At 33.8% G+C, this 17580-nt stretch carries 10 protein-coding genes; 3 read left to right on the top strand and 7 right to left on the bottom strand.

The features are described from left to right. Nucleotides 1-31: 31 nt before the first annotated feature. From DZ60_RS0108430 to DZ60_RS22735, 3 genes are all read left to right on the top strand, one after another. The gene (locus DZ60_RS0108430) at nt 32-394 is read left to right on the top strand and encodes a hypothetical protein (RefSeq protein WP_025741651.1); all 363 of its coding nucleotides are present in this window, start codon (nt 32-34) and stop codon (nt 392-394) included. Between the two features lie 7 nt (nt 395-401). Further along, nucleotides 402-944, top strand: coding sequence for an acyl-CoA thioesterase (locus DZ60_RS0108435; RefSeq protein ID WP_034229176.1), 543 nt, complete (start codon nt 402-404; stop codon nt 942-944). A gap of 92 nt (nt 945-1036) precedes the next feature. Then, complete coding sequence (locus DZ60_RS22735) at nt 1037-1447, top strand: c-type cytochrome (RefSeq protein ID WP_025741653.1); 411 nt, start codon at nt 1037-1039, stop codon at nt 1445-1447. Nucleotides 1448-1466: 19 nt separating this feature from the next. On the opposite strand, the gene DZ60_RS0108445 is transcribed toward DZ60_RS22735, so the two are convergent. The 7 genes from DZ60_RS0108445 to carB all read right to left on the bottom strand — a co-directional run bounded on the left by DZ60_RS0108445 (nt 1467) and on the right by carB (nt 17542). Then, on the bottom strand, nt 1467-4817 hold the full coding sequence (locus tag DZ60_RS0108445; protein WP_025741654.1) for a VCBS repeat-containing protein: 3351 nt from the start codon (nt 4815-4817) through the stop codon (nt 1467-1469). A 105-nt stretch (nt 4818-4922) separates the two neighbouring features. Continuing rightward, on the bottom strand, nt 4923-6692 hold the full coding sequence (locus tag DZ60_RS0108450) for a RagB/SusD family nutrient uptake outer membrane protein (RefSeq protein WP_025741655.1): 1770 nt from the start codon (nt 6690-6692) through the stop codon (nt 4923-4925). Nucleotides 6693-6704: 12 nt separating this feature from the next. Then, nucleotides 6705-10160 carry a TonB-dependent receptor gene (locus DZ60_RS0108455; protein WP_025741656.1) on the bottom strand — a complete coding sequence of 1152 codons (3456 nt, stop codon included), beginning with the start codon at nt 10158-10160 and terminating at the stop codon, nt 6705-6707. A gap of 135 nt (nt 10161-10295) precedes the next feature. Beyond that, entirely contained in the window at nt 10296-11309 is a 1014-nt protein-coding gene (locus DZ60_RS0108460) for a FecR family protein (RefSeq protein ID WP_025741657.1), read from the bottom strand. Between the two features lie 164 nt (nt 11310-11473). Beyond that, nucleotides 11474-12031, bottom strand: a complete 558-nt coding sequence (locus DZ60_RS0108465; protein ID WP_025741658.1) for an RNA polymerase sigma factor — start codon at nt 12029-12031, stop codon at nt 11474-11476. Nucleotides 12032-12140: 109 nt separating this feature from the next. Beyond that, a complete protein-coding gene (locus tag DZ60_RS0108470; protein WP_025741659.1) occupies nt 12141-14435 on the bottom strand; it encodes a glycoside hydrolase family 3 N-terminal domain-containing protein in 2295 nt (764 codons plus the stop codon). 254 nt (nt 14436-14689) lie between these two features. Next, nucleotides 14690-17542, bottom strand: coding sequence for a carbamoyl-phosphate synthase large subunit (gene carB, locus DZ60_RS0108475; RefSeq protein WP_025741660.1), 2853 nt, complete (start codon nt 17540-17542; stop codon nt 14690-14692). Between the last annotated feature and the right edge of the window lie 38 nt (nt 17543-17580).

Here is a 17580-nt window from a genome sequence, read left to right on the forward strand (position 1 = left end):
TTATTAATCATATTTGTAAATTATAAATAAAATGAAAAAGACACTCGCAATAATCCTTTTAAGTATCACGCTACTTTTTGCGATTTCCTATACAATAGTGTATTACGCATCATATAGCAAGGGTACCCGAAGTGGAGAGCTGATTAAGTTTAGTCATAAAGGTGTATTTTTTAAAACCTGGGAAGGTGAAATTAGTCAGGGAATCTCTGGTGCGCAAATATTTAGTTTTTCTGTAGAAGATGATATCATTGTAAAAAAGTTAGAAAAACTACAAGGCCGATATGTAAAACTCACTTATAAAGAACGCTTTACAAAAATGGCTTGGTTAGGTGATACTAAATATTTCATTATCGAAGCCGAAGAAGAAGTATCTCCACATTTTAGAAATAAATAAACAAATCGTGAAAAAATACAAAACAAACACAGAGTCCAGAGTAATCATCTCTGAATTAATGCTTCCCTCTCATTCTAATTTTAGTGGAAAAATACATGGAGGATACATCTTATCCTTAATGGATCAAATTGCTTTTGCCTGTGCATCTAAACACTCAGAAACCTATGCTGTAACTGCTAGCGTTGACAAAGTTGATTTTTTAAAACCGATAGAAGTTGGCGAATTAGTTACAATGAAGGCTTCTGTTAATCATGTTGGTACTACCTCAATGGTAGTAGGTGTGCGAGTAGAAGCAGAAAATATACGTACAGGAACTATAAAACATTGCAATTCTAGTTACTTTACAATGGTAGCCAAAGACGAAGAAGGAAAAAGTGTTCCTATCCCAGGTTTAATTCTAGAGAATAAAACGGCTATTAGACGTTTTGTAAGAAGTATTATCAGAAAGGAAGATGCAAAAGTTAGACGGGATCGTTTTAAGGCGTCAGAATTTGATGTAGAAGCTCACTTAGAAATCCTGAAAGAATACAACGTAAAAATAGAAATATAATTAAAGTAGATTCTAAGCGTTTAATAACTATATTTCGAGTTTTGGTATTCATTCAATCTTTTTTATAATTTATTATCTAAAACCCCAACAACATGTACATATATATCAAAAATGCTTTCTTAATTTTATCTTTCTTTATATGCTTTAGTTGCAATGATAGTGATGATTCAAGCACCATGGATGATGATTCTGAACAAGATAATAATACTGATGACGATACTAATTCTGGAAATGAAAATCCTAATCCCGATAAAACTACTACTTATAATGCAGATGTAAAATCGATTTTTGACATGCATTGTGTTTCTTGTCATGATGATCCACCAACAAATGGAGCACCTTTTGCCATGCGTACATATGCAGAAACTATAATTGGTGTCAATAGAGATCTCGTAAACAGAATGCAATCAATAAACAATCCGATGCCCCCAGAGGGAAATTTATCTCAAGATATTATTGACATAATTTTGGATTGGGAAGCCGACGGATTTCTAGAAGAATAAAAAGGTTCTTAATCTGTTATTATTCTAGAGTATTACTGACCACTGCTTCTGAATCAACTTTGTTTATTTTAGTAAACTGCAAAGAATCGTTATTTTTTGCTGCCACTATAAATGCACCCCTATTCGTTTTAATCAAAGACATATCTTTTACATCTCCTGATATGTACAATCCGCTTTGGGTAAAAGAAACAGGTGTAAAAGCTCCTTTTCCATTACCTTTCAAAAATAAACCATGTCCTGCATCATTTCTTGGTGTCTCAACCTCTGAAGCATATAAATTCCCTGCAACAACTGCATCTAGGTGACCATCTTTATCAAAATCTTCTATTAAGATTTGATTAATTGATGAGACTTGGGCTTCCATAGGTAATTTATGCAAGGTAAATCCGTTTCCTGTGTTTTCCATATATACACTTGCAAATGACTTAATTTGATAATGATTAGATTCCTCTAAGGATTTTTCGGTGTATACATCTATTAAAGTCGCTTCAGAAAAACTTTCATAATCCTTAAATTTAGTCTTTATTGCAGATATCTGTTGCGAAGAACATTGTCTACCACGCACAGGAAACTGTTCTCCATCATTATAATAACTTAAAACAATATCATCACTATTGTTGTTATCAAAATCATTAACAAACATGTCAAAAGTTTCTTCTTCTGTGGCTTTATACTTGTAGTTCAATCCATTATTACCAATTATATAATCCATATCTCCATCATTATCAAAATCCCCTTCTTTTATACTCCACCACCATCCAGCAGTATCTTTTGTGAGTCCTAAATCTTTAGATACTTCTTTGAAACCTGTTTTTATGTTTTTAAAAACACGTATAGGCATCCACTCTCCTACAATAATAATATCTTGCCAATCATCATTATCAAAATCTGTTATAACAGCACTAGTTGCCATTCCTAAAGCAGTTAATTCCTTTGCCCATTCATTTGTAACATTTTCAAATCTAGGAGCTCCATTTTCTGAAATATTTCTTAAAATATAACTATCTGCCGAAGCTGGATAATGTTCTGGTATTTGTCTACCTAAAACTAACACATCCTGTTTACCGTCTTTATCAAAATCTGCATTATATACTCGTGAACCACTGGTCAACATTTCTGGTAAAACTTCTGCATCGGTTTTGGAGAAATTTCCTTTTCCATCATTGATATATAGTCGATCCTGCAGTTGATTTGACTTTGGATTAAATTCATATCCCCCACTCACAACATATAAATCGTGATCACCATCGTTATCAGCATCAAAAATCATAGCGCCCACATCTTCACTCATTCTATCTTTTTCAAAAATTTCTGCTGATTGTTTTTCAAAACCAACTTGATTTTGAAAAAACAATGCTCCTGGTTTTCCTAAAGCTCCACCGACAAAATAATCATCACTACCATCGCCATTCAAATCTCCAACCGCCAATGCTGGTCCAAATGAAGACATTTTGTGTGGTAACAGTACTTGTTTTCTAAAATCATTGAACCTGTTTTCTTCGTGTTTATATTCAGGAAACAAATGATCATCGTCTTCAGAGAAAATATAAGAAGGTTCGTTCTCAACACTATTACTTACGATAGCATCTGTATATTTGATAAGTAACTTTTGATTAACGGCAGGATTCTTTAGTATTTGTATTTTTCCATCTGACCAAACCACTTTTACCTCTTCTATCTCTTTGGATTGGTTAATTCCAAAATGTAATTCTGGTGCTACAGAAGATTGAAACCCTCTGGACAAGGTAAGTTCTTGCATTTGCGTTTGATCACCTACTTTTACATACACTCGATTTCCTAGTCCCAAATTATTCTTTTCTGTCCCCTCAAAATGTATTTTAATATAATTATTGTTTTCAGAACTTTTATTCTCGAATACTGATGCGTAATCATCAATGTTATTGGTTATAATTTCTAAATCACCATCATTATCTAAATCAGCATATACAACGCCATTAGAAAACCCTTCATATTGAATCCCCCATTGTTTATTTACATTTTCGAAATCATAATCCCCTTTATTACGAAACATAAAATTATCGATCTTCTCTGAGGGTATACTCAGACTACGTTGCAATAAACTATCATTCCTGTTTTTTAGGCTACCTAATTCATTAAAAAAATCATTGTTATTAATCTCTCTACGTGTTCCATTACTTATGAATAAGTCTTTATACCCATCATTATCAAAATCTGCAAATAAAGGACCCCAACTCCAATCAGTAGAAGAGGTTCCTGTTATTCGCGAAACATTAGAGAACTTAGGAATACCATCTTTGGAGATTCCTGTATTAAGCTGCATACAATTATGCATATACTGATAATGAAAACCAGAATTGACTGTGCTCCAAAACAATTTTGGATTCATACTTGCCATATTTGATTTTTGACGACGATTGGATTGCGCATCCATATCTACCTGAAATATATCCAAATATCCGTCATTATTATAATCCGATACATCAGCACCCATACCATAAAAAGCAGTATGTGAAGTTGCTTCTTTAACAACTTCTTTAAATGTACCGTCTCCATTATTAAGGTATAAAAAATCGGGTGTACTGAAATCATTAGACACATATAAATCGGGCCATCCGTCATTATTAAGATCCCCAACGGTAGCACTTAATGTTAGTCCAAAAGTTTTGAGTCCAGCCTCTTCAGTAACATCCACAAAGGTATTTCCATCGTTTCTGTATAAGTGATCAGACTCATGGTCTTTTACATTTTTCATCTTATGTTTATAATAGAAATTCGGAGATTTAAATGATGTAGGTGGATAATTAGCTGTATATAAATCTAAGTCACCATCTTTATCATAGTCAAAAAAGGTTCCTTGTACACTATTTGCAAGATCATCAATACCATACTCTGATGCGCGCTCTGTAAAAGTAGCATCCCCATTATTAACAAATAATTGATTTTTTTTTGGTTTAAACAAACCTCCCACAGAACAATAAATATCTAAAAAGCCATCATTATTAATATCAATCATGGTTACCCCTGTATACCATCTTTCGTCACCTGCAACCCCTGCTTTTTCACTAATATCTTCAAATTTCAAATCTCCTTTGTTAAGATATAACTTATTAGCTACTTGATTTCCTGTAAAGTAAACATCAAGTAACCCATCATTATTAATATCTCCAGTAGCGACACCACCACCCATATACAAATAAGAATAAGTAAAGTAGTTTAGTGAATCATTTTCGGTTAGTATATTCTTAAACTCAATACCCGTTGAGGAAGGCTCTAAATTCTCAAAAATTTTTGTATCCAGAATAGCTACTTCTTCTTTAGAAGCCTCTTTTTTAGAACATCCAGTAACCAAAATTATACCAATAAAAAGTAAAAAACATTTATAAGCCATTGTAGTGGAAGAATAAGTTATGATTTGACGATTTATACTATACAATTATATGTAAAAAACAGCGTGTTTCCACGCTGTTTAAAAAAAATAAATAAATTAAGTTGGCTAATATCCCGTATTTTGTTTGATTTCTCCATTACTTACTCCTATTACACTTTGTGCAATTGGATAACGTTCATTAGTACCTGGTGTAAACGAAGCACTAGTAAGGTGAGGTCGTTTAGTTACTTCTTCTGCCAAATATGCTGTAAGAACTTCTGAAGCAACTCCTCTTCGCACTAAATCGAAGAATCTGTGCCCCTCTAGAGCCGTTTCTATTCTATACTCATGTGCAACTGCTTTTATTGCTTGATCTTGACTGGTAAAACTACCATATAAACCGACAACATAATTTGCAGCTGGATCATCCGTTGGTTCTCCATCAGAATCTAAGGCTTTCACAAAATCTTCTTCATTAGCAGCTCTCATACGAACCTGATCCACCAAAGAAGCTCCCATATCACCTTCTCCCGTTGCAGCCATAATTTCTGCTCTCCATAGTAATACTTCTGCAAATCGAATAATATTGGTATCCATTGCGCTTAAACCAGGCCCCCAACCAGCTTGACTATCTATAGCTGGATCTTCAAATTGACTTGCTCTAAAAATAGTTATCTTTTGAAGGTATGGCCCTCCATAAGATGGACTTCTAATCCATGATTGTCCAGGCATAATACCCCAGCCATTAAAATCTATACCTCTACGTCCTACTTTCCAATCTAATCTTGGATCTAATTCTCCAGTATATGGTGTAAAATCATCTTCAGAAGAGATACCATCATCATTAGTTACATCTGTGTCATTAAAAGTATCAAGTAAAGGCAACCCTGAAGCATCTGTTTTATATGCATTCACTAAATTTTGTGACGGCTGAAAAAATCCACAACATGCTCCCCCTGTCGTACCTACGGGTGCTCCATTAGGAAAGTTAAGCACATCTCCCCAGTTAGCATTATCATCTTGTGATGCTCCGTCATCCGTAGTTTGCTGAATTGCAAAAACAGACTCAGCACTATTATCAGTTTCTGCATTAAAATTATCAGAATATTTAGGATTAAGACTATATGGACCATTATTAATAACATCATCCAAAACTGGCGCTGCACTTGTATAATCTAATTGATACATATGCACTTTACCTAGATAGGCTTTTGCATTCCAGCTAGTTGCTCCTCCTTCCGGTAACCTTGAATCATCCGACAAAACTGATGCTGCGTATGCAAAATCTTCTTCTATAAGAGTCCATGAATCTACATTTTCATTTGATTGAGAAACAGTTACGGTCTCATCAATAAAAGGAATATTATCCCACATTTTTTTTGCTTCAAAATGATAATGCCCTCTTAAAAATCTAGCTTCACCAATAAATTGGGCTGCCTGAGCTTCTGTCAAATTTCCTCTTTCTACACCTTCATTAACTCCTCGTATCGCTTCATTACATCTAGCAACTCCTTCATAAATAGCACTCCATTTATACCCATAATAGTTACTCTCTCCTGAGTTTGGCGTATAAAACTCCATATTATCTATACTTCCTTGATCACCAGCTTCACTACCCTTATATGCATTATCAGAAGGCACTTCTCCATATAGCCAGTTTGAAGGGGCAGAACGCCATGGATCACTTGTATCTAAATTCAAATCTAACATCCCATATGCAGCCACAAGTTGACCACTAATCCAATCTGCATCAAAAGGGATAACATCAGAACTAAACTCCCCTTGAAGAGGAACGTCTAATTCTTTTTGACATGATTGAAAAAAAATCACCATCCCAGAAAAAAATGTCAGTACTAATATTCTTTTTGTTATTATATATTTAAATAATTCTTTCATCTTTCTTTCTTTTTAGAATGTAACATTTAAGCCTAAATTCACCGATCTTGAGATTGGATAAGCTCCTCTATCAACACCTATTTCAAGGTTTGCCGTTTCTTGATCTGTGTAGTTCACCAAGTTAATCTCAGGGTCAAGACCACTATATCCAGTAAATGTTAATAAATTTTTACCTTGCATAAAAATTCTAATTTTATCCACCTTCAATCTAGAGGTAATATCCTTAGGAAGAGAATAACCAAGAGAAATATTCTTAAGTCTTAAATACGACCCATCTTCAATATAATATGAAGACCCTATAGATTCTTCACTCGCATTAGTAATAGATAATGCAGGTAATGTTCCCCCTGTATTGGTTGGTGACCAAGAATTTGCTATATAATCTACACTTTTACCTCCTTCGAAGTTTGCAAAATCCGTCCAAAACTTAGTCAAATTATAAATTTCATTTCCTTGTGACCCCTGAAAAAACAGAGACAAGTCAAAGTTTTTGTAATCAGCACTAAAGTTAATACCATATGTAAAATCAGGATGAGGATTACCTATTACATCTCTTGGATCTCCTGTTAGAATAGCTCTTCCAGTATTTTGATCTATTCCCTCCCAAGTAAGACCAACGAATGAAGATATCGGATATCCTTCAACTGTATTCGTTGTTTCAAAACCTGTTTGTCCTCCTAGAGTAGGATTAGGAATTGGTGCCGGATTCTCTTTATCTAAAAAGTCTACTTCATTTTTATAATGAGAAAGGTTTACTCCTACAGAATAATTAAAATCTTCTCCTGCACTACCCGCATATTGCACACTTACATCTATACCTTGATTTGTCATTTGACCCAAATTCTGGTAGATAGAGCTAATTGTATTACCACTCACTGTAGGATCTAAAGGAGTAGCTAATAACATATCTTCTGTTACCGACTCATACAAATCTAAATTAACGTCAAGAGCATTATCAAAAAATGTTCCTGAAATACCAATATTGGTTGTAGTTGTAGTTTCCCAAGTCAAGTCAGGGTCACCTATATTTGTTAAATAATAACCGGTCTCTCCTCCATAAGTATAAAACTGCGTATCCGGACCATAAGATGTTATCGCTCTATTGGATGGAATTGCATTGTTTCCTAATTGTCCCCAACTAAGCTTCAACATTAAGTTATTAACTATTGAAGAATCTTCTAAAAAACTCTCTCCTGAGATTCTCCAACCTACACTTGCCGCTGGAAATGTAGCTACTTGATTATCTCCAACAAATTTAGAGGATTGATCTCGTCTTAATGTCGCACTTATAAGATATTTATCGTCATATGCATAATCCGCTTTTCCAAATACAGAAAAACTCGAAGACTTAGACTGGCTGCTTCCTACAGTTGCAGTACCAGTACCTGCACTCAAATATGTTGCATTAGGACCTGTAAATAAAAAATCAGCGATATTAGCATAAAAATCTTCATAACTAAATTTCTTAAACTCTGTTCCTGTAAAAACATCTAAGCTATGAACATCATTAAAGGTTTTTGTATACTGAAGAATATTAAACCAGTTTGTGTTGTTTTCATTTATAGAAGTTTCTCTCAATTGACTTATTTGATTTCCTGAACCTGTTTCTGGTTCTTCTGGACTAAAATATGAAAACTTAGAGTTTCTTAAATCCGCAGTATAGGTTGTCTTGAACATAAGGTCTTCGGTGATATCATATTCAGCATATATTGACCCTAAAGCTCTCAATGTTTCATTAACATTATCTTTATTTCTTTCTACTTCTGCTACTGCATTATATCCATTACCTACACCACCAATGGTAGCCGTACCAGCATAATTACCTCCGATATCATATACAGGAATAATTGGATGCATACGATATAATGCTGCGATTATCCCTTCATTATCTTGATTATTATTAGACCCTAGAGGATCCGAAACACTCGTTCTATCCGAAAAAGAAACGTTTAACGTCTCTCCAATACGAAACTTATCCGTAACATTAAATTCAGAATTTAACCTCATATTATAACGATCATAACTAGTTGCCCTTGCAACACCTTCTTGACTCAAAACACCAATACCCATGTAAAATTTAGAATTTTCATTTCCTCCACGCATACCAATATTATGTTGTTGTACAAAAGCGGCACTAAAGAATTCATCAAACCAATCTGTACCAGCCTTATTTGCTCTTGTTATTCTATTATTAGGAAAACTATATGCACTTTCATCAATACTACCAACTGTTCCCGCTGGCAATATATAATCTGGTAATACAGGATTAGCTCCAGATCCATATTGCGGGTGATTAGGTGCACTACCATCGTTTATAGTCGCTCCCCAAAAAGCATCGGCTAATTGTTGTGGTGTTGCCATATCTGGAAATACAGACTTAGGAATAAAATCTACACCCGTAAGTCCATCATAGGTAAACGTAACTTTGTTATTTTTTCTTCCTCCTTTGGTTGTGATTATTATCACCCCATTTGCTGCACCAATACCATAAATAGAAGCAGCTGCAGCATCCTTAAGCACTTGTATAGAGGCAATATCATTTGGATTAAGATCACTAAGTCCTTGACCCGTTTGAACACCATCAATTACATATAAGGGATCATTTCCATTAATGGTACCATATCCACGAATACGAACTGCTGCATTTCCTCCAGGTCCTCCTTCTGACCCTACAGTAATACCAGAAGCTTGTCCTTGCAATGCTTGCTCTATTCCTGTCGGTGTAGTTGCAGCTATAACTTCAGATTCAATAACAGTTACTGCTCCAGTAATATTTCTCGTATTTTGTTTTGTATATCCAGTTACAACAACTTCACTCAAAGCCGCTGCATCTTCTAATAACTGAACATCTACAGTGGCTTGCCCATTATAAGTAACCTCTTTATTAGCAAATCCAACATAAGAAAACACTAAAACATCTCCATTTGAAACTGATATTTCGTATTTACCATCAAAATCTGTTTGAGTTCCGCGATCTGTACCTTTAACCAAAACACTTCCTCCTGGTAAAGGAGTACCATCTTCTGTTACCACTGTACCGCTTACAGAATTTTGTATAGGCTCCTCTTTTTTTGAAAACGATTTCGGAAGAATTTCTTTTTTTGATTTAGAAATTACGATTTGTCTATCTGATATTGAATAAGTCAAATCTGTACTCAAAAATGCCTTATTCAAAATCTTCATGACCGTAGAGTTCTGAAGATTAATCGTGATTTTCTTATCGTCCTCTATAATATTATCGTTATAAAAAAAGATATACTCACTCTGAGAATGTATCTGCTCAAATAACTCTTCTAGAGTTGCATTTTTGAGATCAACATCGAGTTTTGTTTGAGAGTATGAATTGTTGGCATAGGCACTTGACAATCCAAAACACAGAAATAAAATAAAAACTCTCATAATGGTTAACAACACATTGGAGGCTCTTTTTTCGGAGAAAAAAGACCACCAGTTCGCTTTTTTATTCATAATTTTGTTTTTGATGTAGTTTAATATTGCTTTGTCGGTAATGTTTACTATCACGTAGTCAGGAGATGTTCCCGCATTTTCTGACTTTTTTGTGATATATTCTCTTGTTTGATTATATCATATATTCTTATTTTTTTAATTAATTACAATTTTGTTATTCTCAATTTTATATCTTAAATCTGAAGTTTGTTTAATAATATCCAATACTTCTTCAATATTGTTTTTAAGATCCAAATGTCCTGAAAATGTTTCCCTATTTAGTTCTTCACTAACAACTTCTATTTCAATATTATAATAGCGCGACAGCTTTTTTAATATCCCATCTAATCGCTGTTTCTTAAGTATAAACTTACCATCCCTCCAAGACATATATTTTGCAACATCAACTTTTCGACTACTCATATTTTTAGTCTTCACATCATATACCGCCAGTGTCCCTGGAGTAATCTTCATACTCGATTTTCCAAATATAGATCCTCCGTTATATTTTATCTCTACGCTTCCTCTTTCTAGTGCCGTACTTGCATAAGAATCATCCTGATAACTACTAACATTAAATACAGTTCCTAAAACTTTTACGTCATATTGATTGGTAACTACATAAAATGGCTTCTTTTTATTATGTTTTACATCAAAAACACCTTCACCTGTGAGATAAACTTCTCTTTGTTTACCCGAGAAAACAACAGGATACGTAAGTTTTGATCCTGAATTAAGCCAAACTTTAGTTCCATCAGAAAGTGTTAGTTTAGTTCTTTTCCCATAAGGAACAATAATCGTATTAAAACTGTTTTCTGAGGATTGTGCTACTTTCTTCGAATTATTTATAGCAACCTGTCCTCCAGAACTTGAATACTTAATCTCAGACATCTCATCAGCTATACGCACTTCTTCTTCTTTATTGAGAACTAACTTAATATCTCCATCTGTATCAACATCTAAATTTGTAGTATTCACATACTTTTTGATATTAGAAGTTGAGTTATTAAACCCAGTATAAGGTACTATCAAAAAAACTACAACTATTATAGCCGCAATACTTCCTATCAAAAATTGTCTTTGCCTTTTCCTCCTGACACTTTTTTGATGTTCATTTATAGAAGTATTAATTCTATATTTTAGAAAACTCTTTTCTTCTTCTGTTAACATTTTGAGGGCTTTATTTATTCTTTGGTATTACAACCAAAACACTAATATTAATCCAAGTATTTCGTTTTAAAAACTAAATACTACTATTGTGAATTTGACTTACTATATTATTAAGAGAAACATTGTTACTAAACGTAGACAAAAAAAAATACTTTTTTTAATTTTTATTTAACTTCTATTTCATTTCTCATTTTTTTCATTGCACGATAAATAAGGGTTCTTACTGATTCAATAGAAATTCCTAAAATAGAAGCTATTTCTTCATAGGATTTTTCTTCATTAAATTTAAGTAAAACACCTCTTCTTTGTCGATTCGAGAGTGAAGTTAAGGCATCAGAAAGTTTGGTTGTGATTTCAGAAAAATTTTCTTTTTCTATGATAGCATCTTCAGCAGATTGATAGACAGACACTATATCATCTTTTTTGTCTTCAGAGGAAAATAATTTAATTTTTGATTTATATTTTTTATTAATTTTTCTTTTCAAGGAAGTAAAAAGATAATATTTTACATTATCTACATCAGAAAGCTTTTTTCTGTATTTATAAATATCCAAGAAAAGATCATGAATACAATCTTTTATGTAACCTGTATCTTGAGTATACTGCCTGCCAAACAAGAATAAGTCATCAATATACTTATCATATAATTCATTAAAAGAATCTAGATCCCCTAATTTTAGTTTGGTCCATAATATAGAGTCTACAGATTTAAGAGGTTGCATGTGTGATTGTGATTTGTGTATTTATGATTTCGTAAAAAATAGCTTAAAAACTATTTATAGTCACATTAATTTAACATTAATATGACTATAAATATAAAACAAAAAACAATTACAATTCTTTTTCTAATGCAAATTTTTTAACAACTCCACCAATTATCGCCTCAAATTCCCCGTCCTCAGACACCCAATTACCCTCTGTATCAACAAAGCTCAAGTCTCTATTATCAATAACAAACGACACTTTTTTTGTTTCTCCGGGTTGCAATTCTATTTTCTTAAATCTTTTTAACACTTTTACCTCTGGTGTAACACTCGCAAACATATCTCTAACATATAATTGCACCACTTCTTTTCCTTTTCTTACTCCCGTATTCTGAACATCAATGGTTATTTTTATTGAATCTTTCTTTTTAATGAATACTTTATCAAAACCTAAATTTCGATACTCAAAAGTGGTATAAGATAATCCATATCCGAATTCATATTGAGGATCATAATTTTTGGCATATCCAGTATCATCATTTTGCTCTTCACTCCCAATACTTTCAGTATATTTTCTATTATATTTTTGCAAGGAGTTAGCATATCTAGGATAATTGTAAGGAAGTTTACCACTTGGATTAACATCTCCATACACAATATCTACCAAAGCTCTCGCTCCTTCATTTCCTGGAAGATAACACTGTAAAACAGCATCCATTTCAACCTCAAACTCATTAATGATTCGAGGACGACCTTCATTTAACACCAAAATTATCGGCTTATTCAATTTAGCTAATTCTTTTGCCAATTTGATTTGAGGTTTTGTGATATTCAAATCATTAATATCACCGGGGGTTTCTGTATAGTTGTGCTCCCCGAGACACAAAACTATATAATCCACATTTCTAGCTAGTAAAGATGCTTTGGCAATATCAATTTCCTCAAAGATTGAAACACCTGGAGTATATAGCACTCTATCTTCCCCTATTTTATTCTGAAAAGCTTCTAAAACCGTAAACTTATCCTTGGCAAATTCGTCACTTTTTTCCCCTTGCCATGTGTACGACCACCCACCATTAAGAGACTTCATACTATTAGCAGTAGGCCCAGTAACTAATACCTTACTATCTTTAGAAATTGGCAATACATTATTCTCGTTTTTCAATAATGTTATAGACTCAGATGCAGCTATATAAGCCAATGCTACAGAAGAGTCTGATCCAAAATCAGGATAATCTTTTGGATCTGTAACTGGTGTTCTAAATAGATCTAATTCATATTTTACTCTTAATATTCGTCTAACGGCATCATTAATTCTAGACAAAGGAACCTCCCCGTCATGGACTAACGAGAGTAATTCATCACAAAAAACATAATTATAAGGAACCATACTCATATCAACACCTGCCATTACTGCTTTTTTCACAGCTTCACGCATTGTAGCAGCTACTTTATGACGTGTATTCAAGTACACAATATCTTCCCAATCTGTTACCACAAACCCCTTAAAACCAAGCTCTCCTTTTAAAACATTGGTTATTAATTTTTTATTCACATGCACCGGGACACCATTAATTTCTCCCGAACTAATCATAACACTCTTTACACCTGCATCAATACTTTTCTTGAAAATAGGAATATCATATTGCTTTAAAACCCTATCCGGAATGATACTTGGCGTTCTATCTTTACCAGTAGTATTGCTTCCATACCCTATAAAATGCTTAGCACAGGCGGCTACTTTACTCATAGCACCAATATCCTCACCTTGAAAACCTCTTACCATAGCCACTCCCATTTCTGAAGACAAATAAACATCTTCTCCAAAGGACTCCCAAAACCTTGACCAAACTGGATTCCTAGGCAAATCCAAATCTGGAGAAAAAACCCATGGTATAGATGATGCTCTGGTTTCATATGCAGAAACTTCGGTACATTTCTCAACAAGATCGGGATCCCAAGTTGCTGCCAATCCGATTTGTTGAGGAAAAAGAACTGCCCCATTTGTATAACTTGATCCATGAATAGCATCTATACCATACATTAGAGGAATTTTTTTATCGGTTTGATTCGTCTGATCTAAAACTTGACTTAATATTTTATTCCATTCTTGAGGAGTTGGCGCTCCACTTGTGGGAGTATTTAAAATAGACCCTATTTTATATTTATGAATTGCTTCCTTAAGTTTTGCCGTATCTAATTTGCCTTCTGTTTCTAATACCTCAAAAGTGATCTGAGTCATTTGGCCAATCTTTTCTTCAAGGGTCATCGTAGACAATAAAGCCGAAACTTTGGCCTCTATTGGATCCGATACATTATCATTTTCTGAAGATGCAATATCAACATTTTCTTTGTTTGAAAAAAAACAAGAAGATAATATAATTGTAAATAGAAGTATGGTTAATGTTGAATTGATTCTCATGTTGATTTTGTATGTTGCATGCAATAAACTCCAGAATATGAGTAGACTTAATGCATCTAAATTTTATTTATTTCCTTAGCTCAGTATATTCTATACACTATAGTTAAAAGAGCACAACACCATAAAAACATAGACATAATTCTAAATTATTTTTGCATCTTACCACAAACAAAAAAACACAAAAAAGCCTTCTTACTTTATTTAAATAAAGTAAGAAGGCTTTTGCTTATTCTGCCATCTATTTTCGAGTAAAATTATTTACTCAAATACATTTTTCGTCTTGAGTATAAGTCGTAAAACTGATCATCCTTAAGATCATCTATAAACAGTATACTTTCTCCCGTACTTTTCATCTCTGGTCCTAATTTTTTATTAACGTTAGGAAATTTATTAAAAGAAAAAACAGGTTGTTTAATCGCATATCCCTCTAAATAAGGTTTGAAATCAAAATCTGTAACTTTATTTTCTCCCAACATTACCTTAGTCGCATAATTAACATAGGGTTCCCCATACGCTTTTGCTATAAATGGCACAGTTCTAGAAGCTCTTGGATTGGCCTCTATGATGTAGACTTTATCATCTTTTATAGCAAACTGAATATTAATTAATCCAACTGTATTAAGAGCCAGTGCTATTTTATGCGTGTGGTCTTTAATTTGTTGCATTACAAATTCACCCAAATTAAATGGTGGCAATGTCGCATTAGAATCTCCTGAGTGAATTCCACATGGCTCTATATGCTCCATTATACCAATTATATGAACATTTTCTCCATCACAAATAGCATCTGCCTCTGCCTCAATAGCTCCATCTAAATAATGATCTAGAAGCAACATATTATTTGGTATTTTACGTAATAGATCAACAACATGCTTTTCTAATTCTTCCTTGTTAATTACAATCTTCATTCCTTGACCTCCTAACACATAAGATGGTCTAACCAAAATAGGGAAATCCAACTTATCTGCAACAGCTATAGCCTCATCAGCTGTCTCTGCAGTATCAAACTCTGGATAAGGAATATTGTTTTCTTGCAATAACCTAGAAAAGTGCCCTCTATCCTCTGCCAGGTCAAGAGACTGGTAGCTTGTACCTATAATCTTGATACCATATCGATCTAGTTTCTCTGCAAGCTTAAGAGCCGTCTGCCCTCCTAGCTGCACAATCACACCTTCTGGCTTCTCATGTCTTATAATATCATAAATATGCTCCCAAAAAACTGGTTCGAAATACAGTTTATCAGCAACATCAAAATCCGTAGACACTGTTTCTGGATTACAATTAATCATAATTGTTTCGTAACCGCATTCTGAAGATGCCAACACACCATGCACACAACAATAATCAAATTCTATTCCTTGACCAATTCTATTGGGTCCTGACCCTAGAACAATAATTTTCTTTTTATCAGAAACAACACTTTCGTTAGAAACGTACACTTCTCCTTGAGGAGTCGCAACTTCTGCTTCAAAAGTAGAATAATAATATGGTGTTTTAGCTTTAAATTCTGCAGCACATGTATCTACAAGTTTATACACTCTTTTTATTCCTAACTCATCTCTTTTATTGTATACCTCGCTCTCATAACAAGATACCATATGCGCTATCTGTCTATCTGCAAAACCTTTTTGTTTTGCTTCTAGAATCAACTCTTTAGTAAGTGATTGTATAGTATATGTTGATATTTCTTTTTCGAGATTATAAAGCTCTTCATACTGCTTAAGAAACCACATATCAATTTTGGTGATCTCATGTATCCTACTTAAAGGAATCCCCATTTGAATAGCATCATATATCACAAAAACCCTATCCCAACTTGCGTAGGTAAGCTTTTTTATTATTTGATCATAATCTTTATACCCCTTACCATCTGCGCCTAGTCCATTTCTTTTTATCTCTAAAGACTGAGTTGCCTTATGTAGAGCTTCCTGAAAAGATCTTCCTATCGCCATTACTTCTCCTACGGACTTCATTTGAAGGCCTAAAGTACGGTCAGACCCTTCAAACTTATCAAAATTCCATCTTGGTATTTTTACAATTACATAATCCAATGTCGGCTCAAACAATGCCGAAGTCGATTTTGTTATCTGATTATCCAACTCATCCAAATTGTACCCTATAGCAAGTTTTGCTGCTATTTTGGCAATTGGATATCCTGTTGCCTTTGATGCCAAAGCTGAAGAACGTGAAACACGAGGATTGATCTCAATTGCTATAATATCTTCTTTATCATCAGGGCTCACAGCAAACTGAACATTACATCCTCCCGCAAAATCCCCTATGCTACGCATCATATGGATTGCCATATCACGCATTCGCTGAAAAGTCTTATCACTCAAGGTCATTGCTGGTGCCACCGTAATAGAATCACCAGTATGAATCCCCATAGGATCCATATTCTCAATAGTACAAATGATAACTACATTATCATTATTATCTCTAAGTAACTCGAGCTCGTATTCTTTCCAACCAATTAAGGCTTTATCTATCATTACCTCATGAATCGGAGAAATCTCTAATCCTCGAGTAAGTAATTCATCAAAATCTTCTTCTTTATAAACGATAGATGCACCATCACCACCCAAAGTATAGGACGCTCTGATTACTAAAGGAAACCCAAACTGCTGAGCAATTTCTTTCCCTTTTAAATAAGAATTAGCTGTAGCCTGAGGAGCCATTGGAATTCCAATTTTGATCATCAACTCTCTAAATTGCTCACGATCCTCAGTAATATTAATTGCATCGATATCCACTCCTATGATTTCTACATCAAAATCTTTCCAGATTCCTTTTTCATCAGCTTCGATACAAAGATTTAATGCTGTTTGCCCTCCCATAGTTGGCAACACTGCATCAATTTGCGGATGCTCTTTCAAAATCTCAATGATAGATTTTGTGTTCAATGGCTTAAGATACACATGATCTGCCATTGAAGGATCCGTCATAATTGTAGCTGGATTCGAATTAATTAAAATCGTTTCTATCCCATCTTCTCTCAAGGAGCGTAAAGCCTGTGTTCCTGAATAATCAAATTCACATGCTTGACCAATAACAATTGGTCCCGATCCGATAATTAGTATACTCTTTAGTTTTTTGTTTTTAGGCATGTAATAAAAGTATTGGCGTTGTATTAAATTTTGTACCA

It is taken from the genome of Aquimarina pacifica (assembly GCF_000520955.1).
In the GTDB taxonomy this organism is placed as follows: domain Bacteria; phylum Bacteroidota; class Bacteroidia; order Flavobacteriales; family Flavobacteriaceae; genus Aquimarina; species Aquimarina pacifica.

Excerpts from the sequence above, each read along its gene's own strand:
- DZ60_RS0108430 (WP_025741651.1), top strand. The coding sequence starts at position 32 with ATGAAAAAGACACTCGCAATAATCCTTTTAAGTATCACGCTACTTTTT.
- DZ60_RS22735 (WP_025741653.1), top strand. The coding sequence starts at position 1,037 with ATGTACATATATATCAAAAATGCTTTCTTAATTTTATCTTTCTTTATA.
- DZ60_RS0108445 (WP_025741654.1), bottom strand. The coding sequence starts at position 4,817 with ATGGCTTATAAATGTTTTTTACTTTTTATTGGTATAATTTTGGTTACT.
- DZ60_RS0108450 (WP_025741655.1), bottom strand. The coding sequence starts at position 6,692 with ATGAAAGAATTATTTAAATATATAATAACAAAAAGAATATTAGTACTG.
- DZ60_RS0108455 (WP_025741656.1), bottom strand. The coding sequence starts at position 10,160 with ATGAATAAAAAAGCGAACTGGTGGTCTTTTTTCTCCGAAAAAAGAGCC.
- DZ60_RS0108460 (WP_025741657.1), bottom strand. The coding sequence starts at position 11,309 with ATGTTAACAGAAGAAGAAAAGAGTTTTCTAAAATATAGAATTAATACT.
- DZ60_RS0108465 (WP_025741658.1), bottom strand. The coding sequence starts at position 12,031 with ATGCAACCTCTTAAATCTGTAGACTCTATATTATGGACCAAACTAAAA.
- DZ60_RS0108470 (WP_025741659.1), bottom strand. The coding sequence starts at position 14,435 with ATGAGAATCAATTCAACATTAACCATACTTCTATTTACAATTATATTA.
- carB (WP_025741660.1), bottom strand. The coding sequence starts at position 17,542 with ATGCCTAAAAACAAAAAACTAAAGAGTATACTAATTATCGGATCGGGA.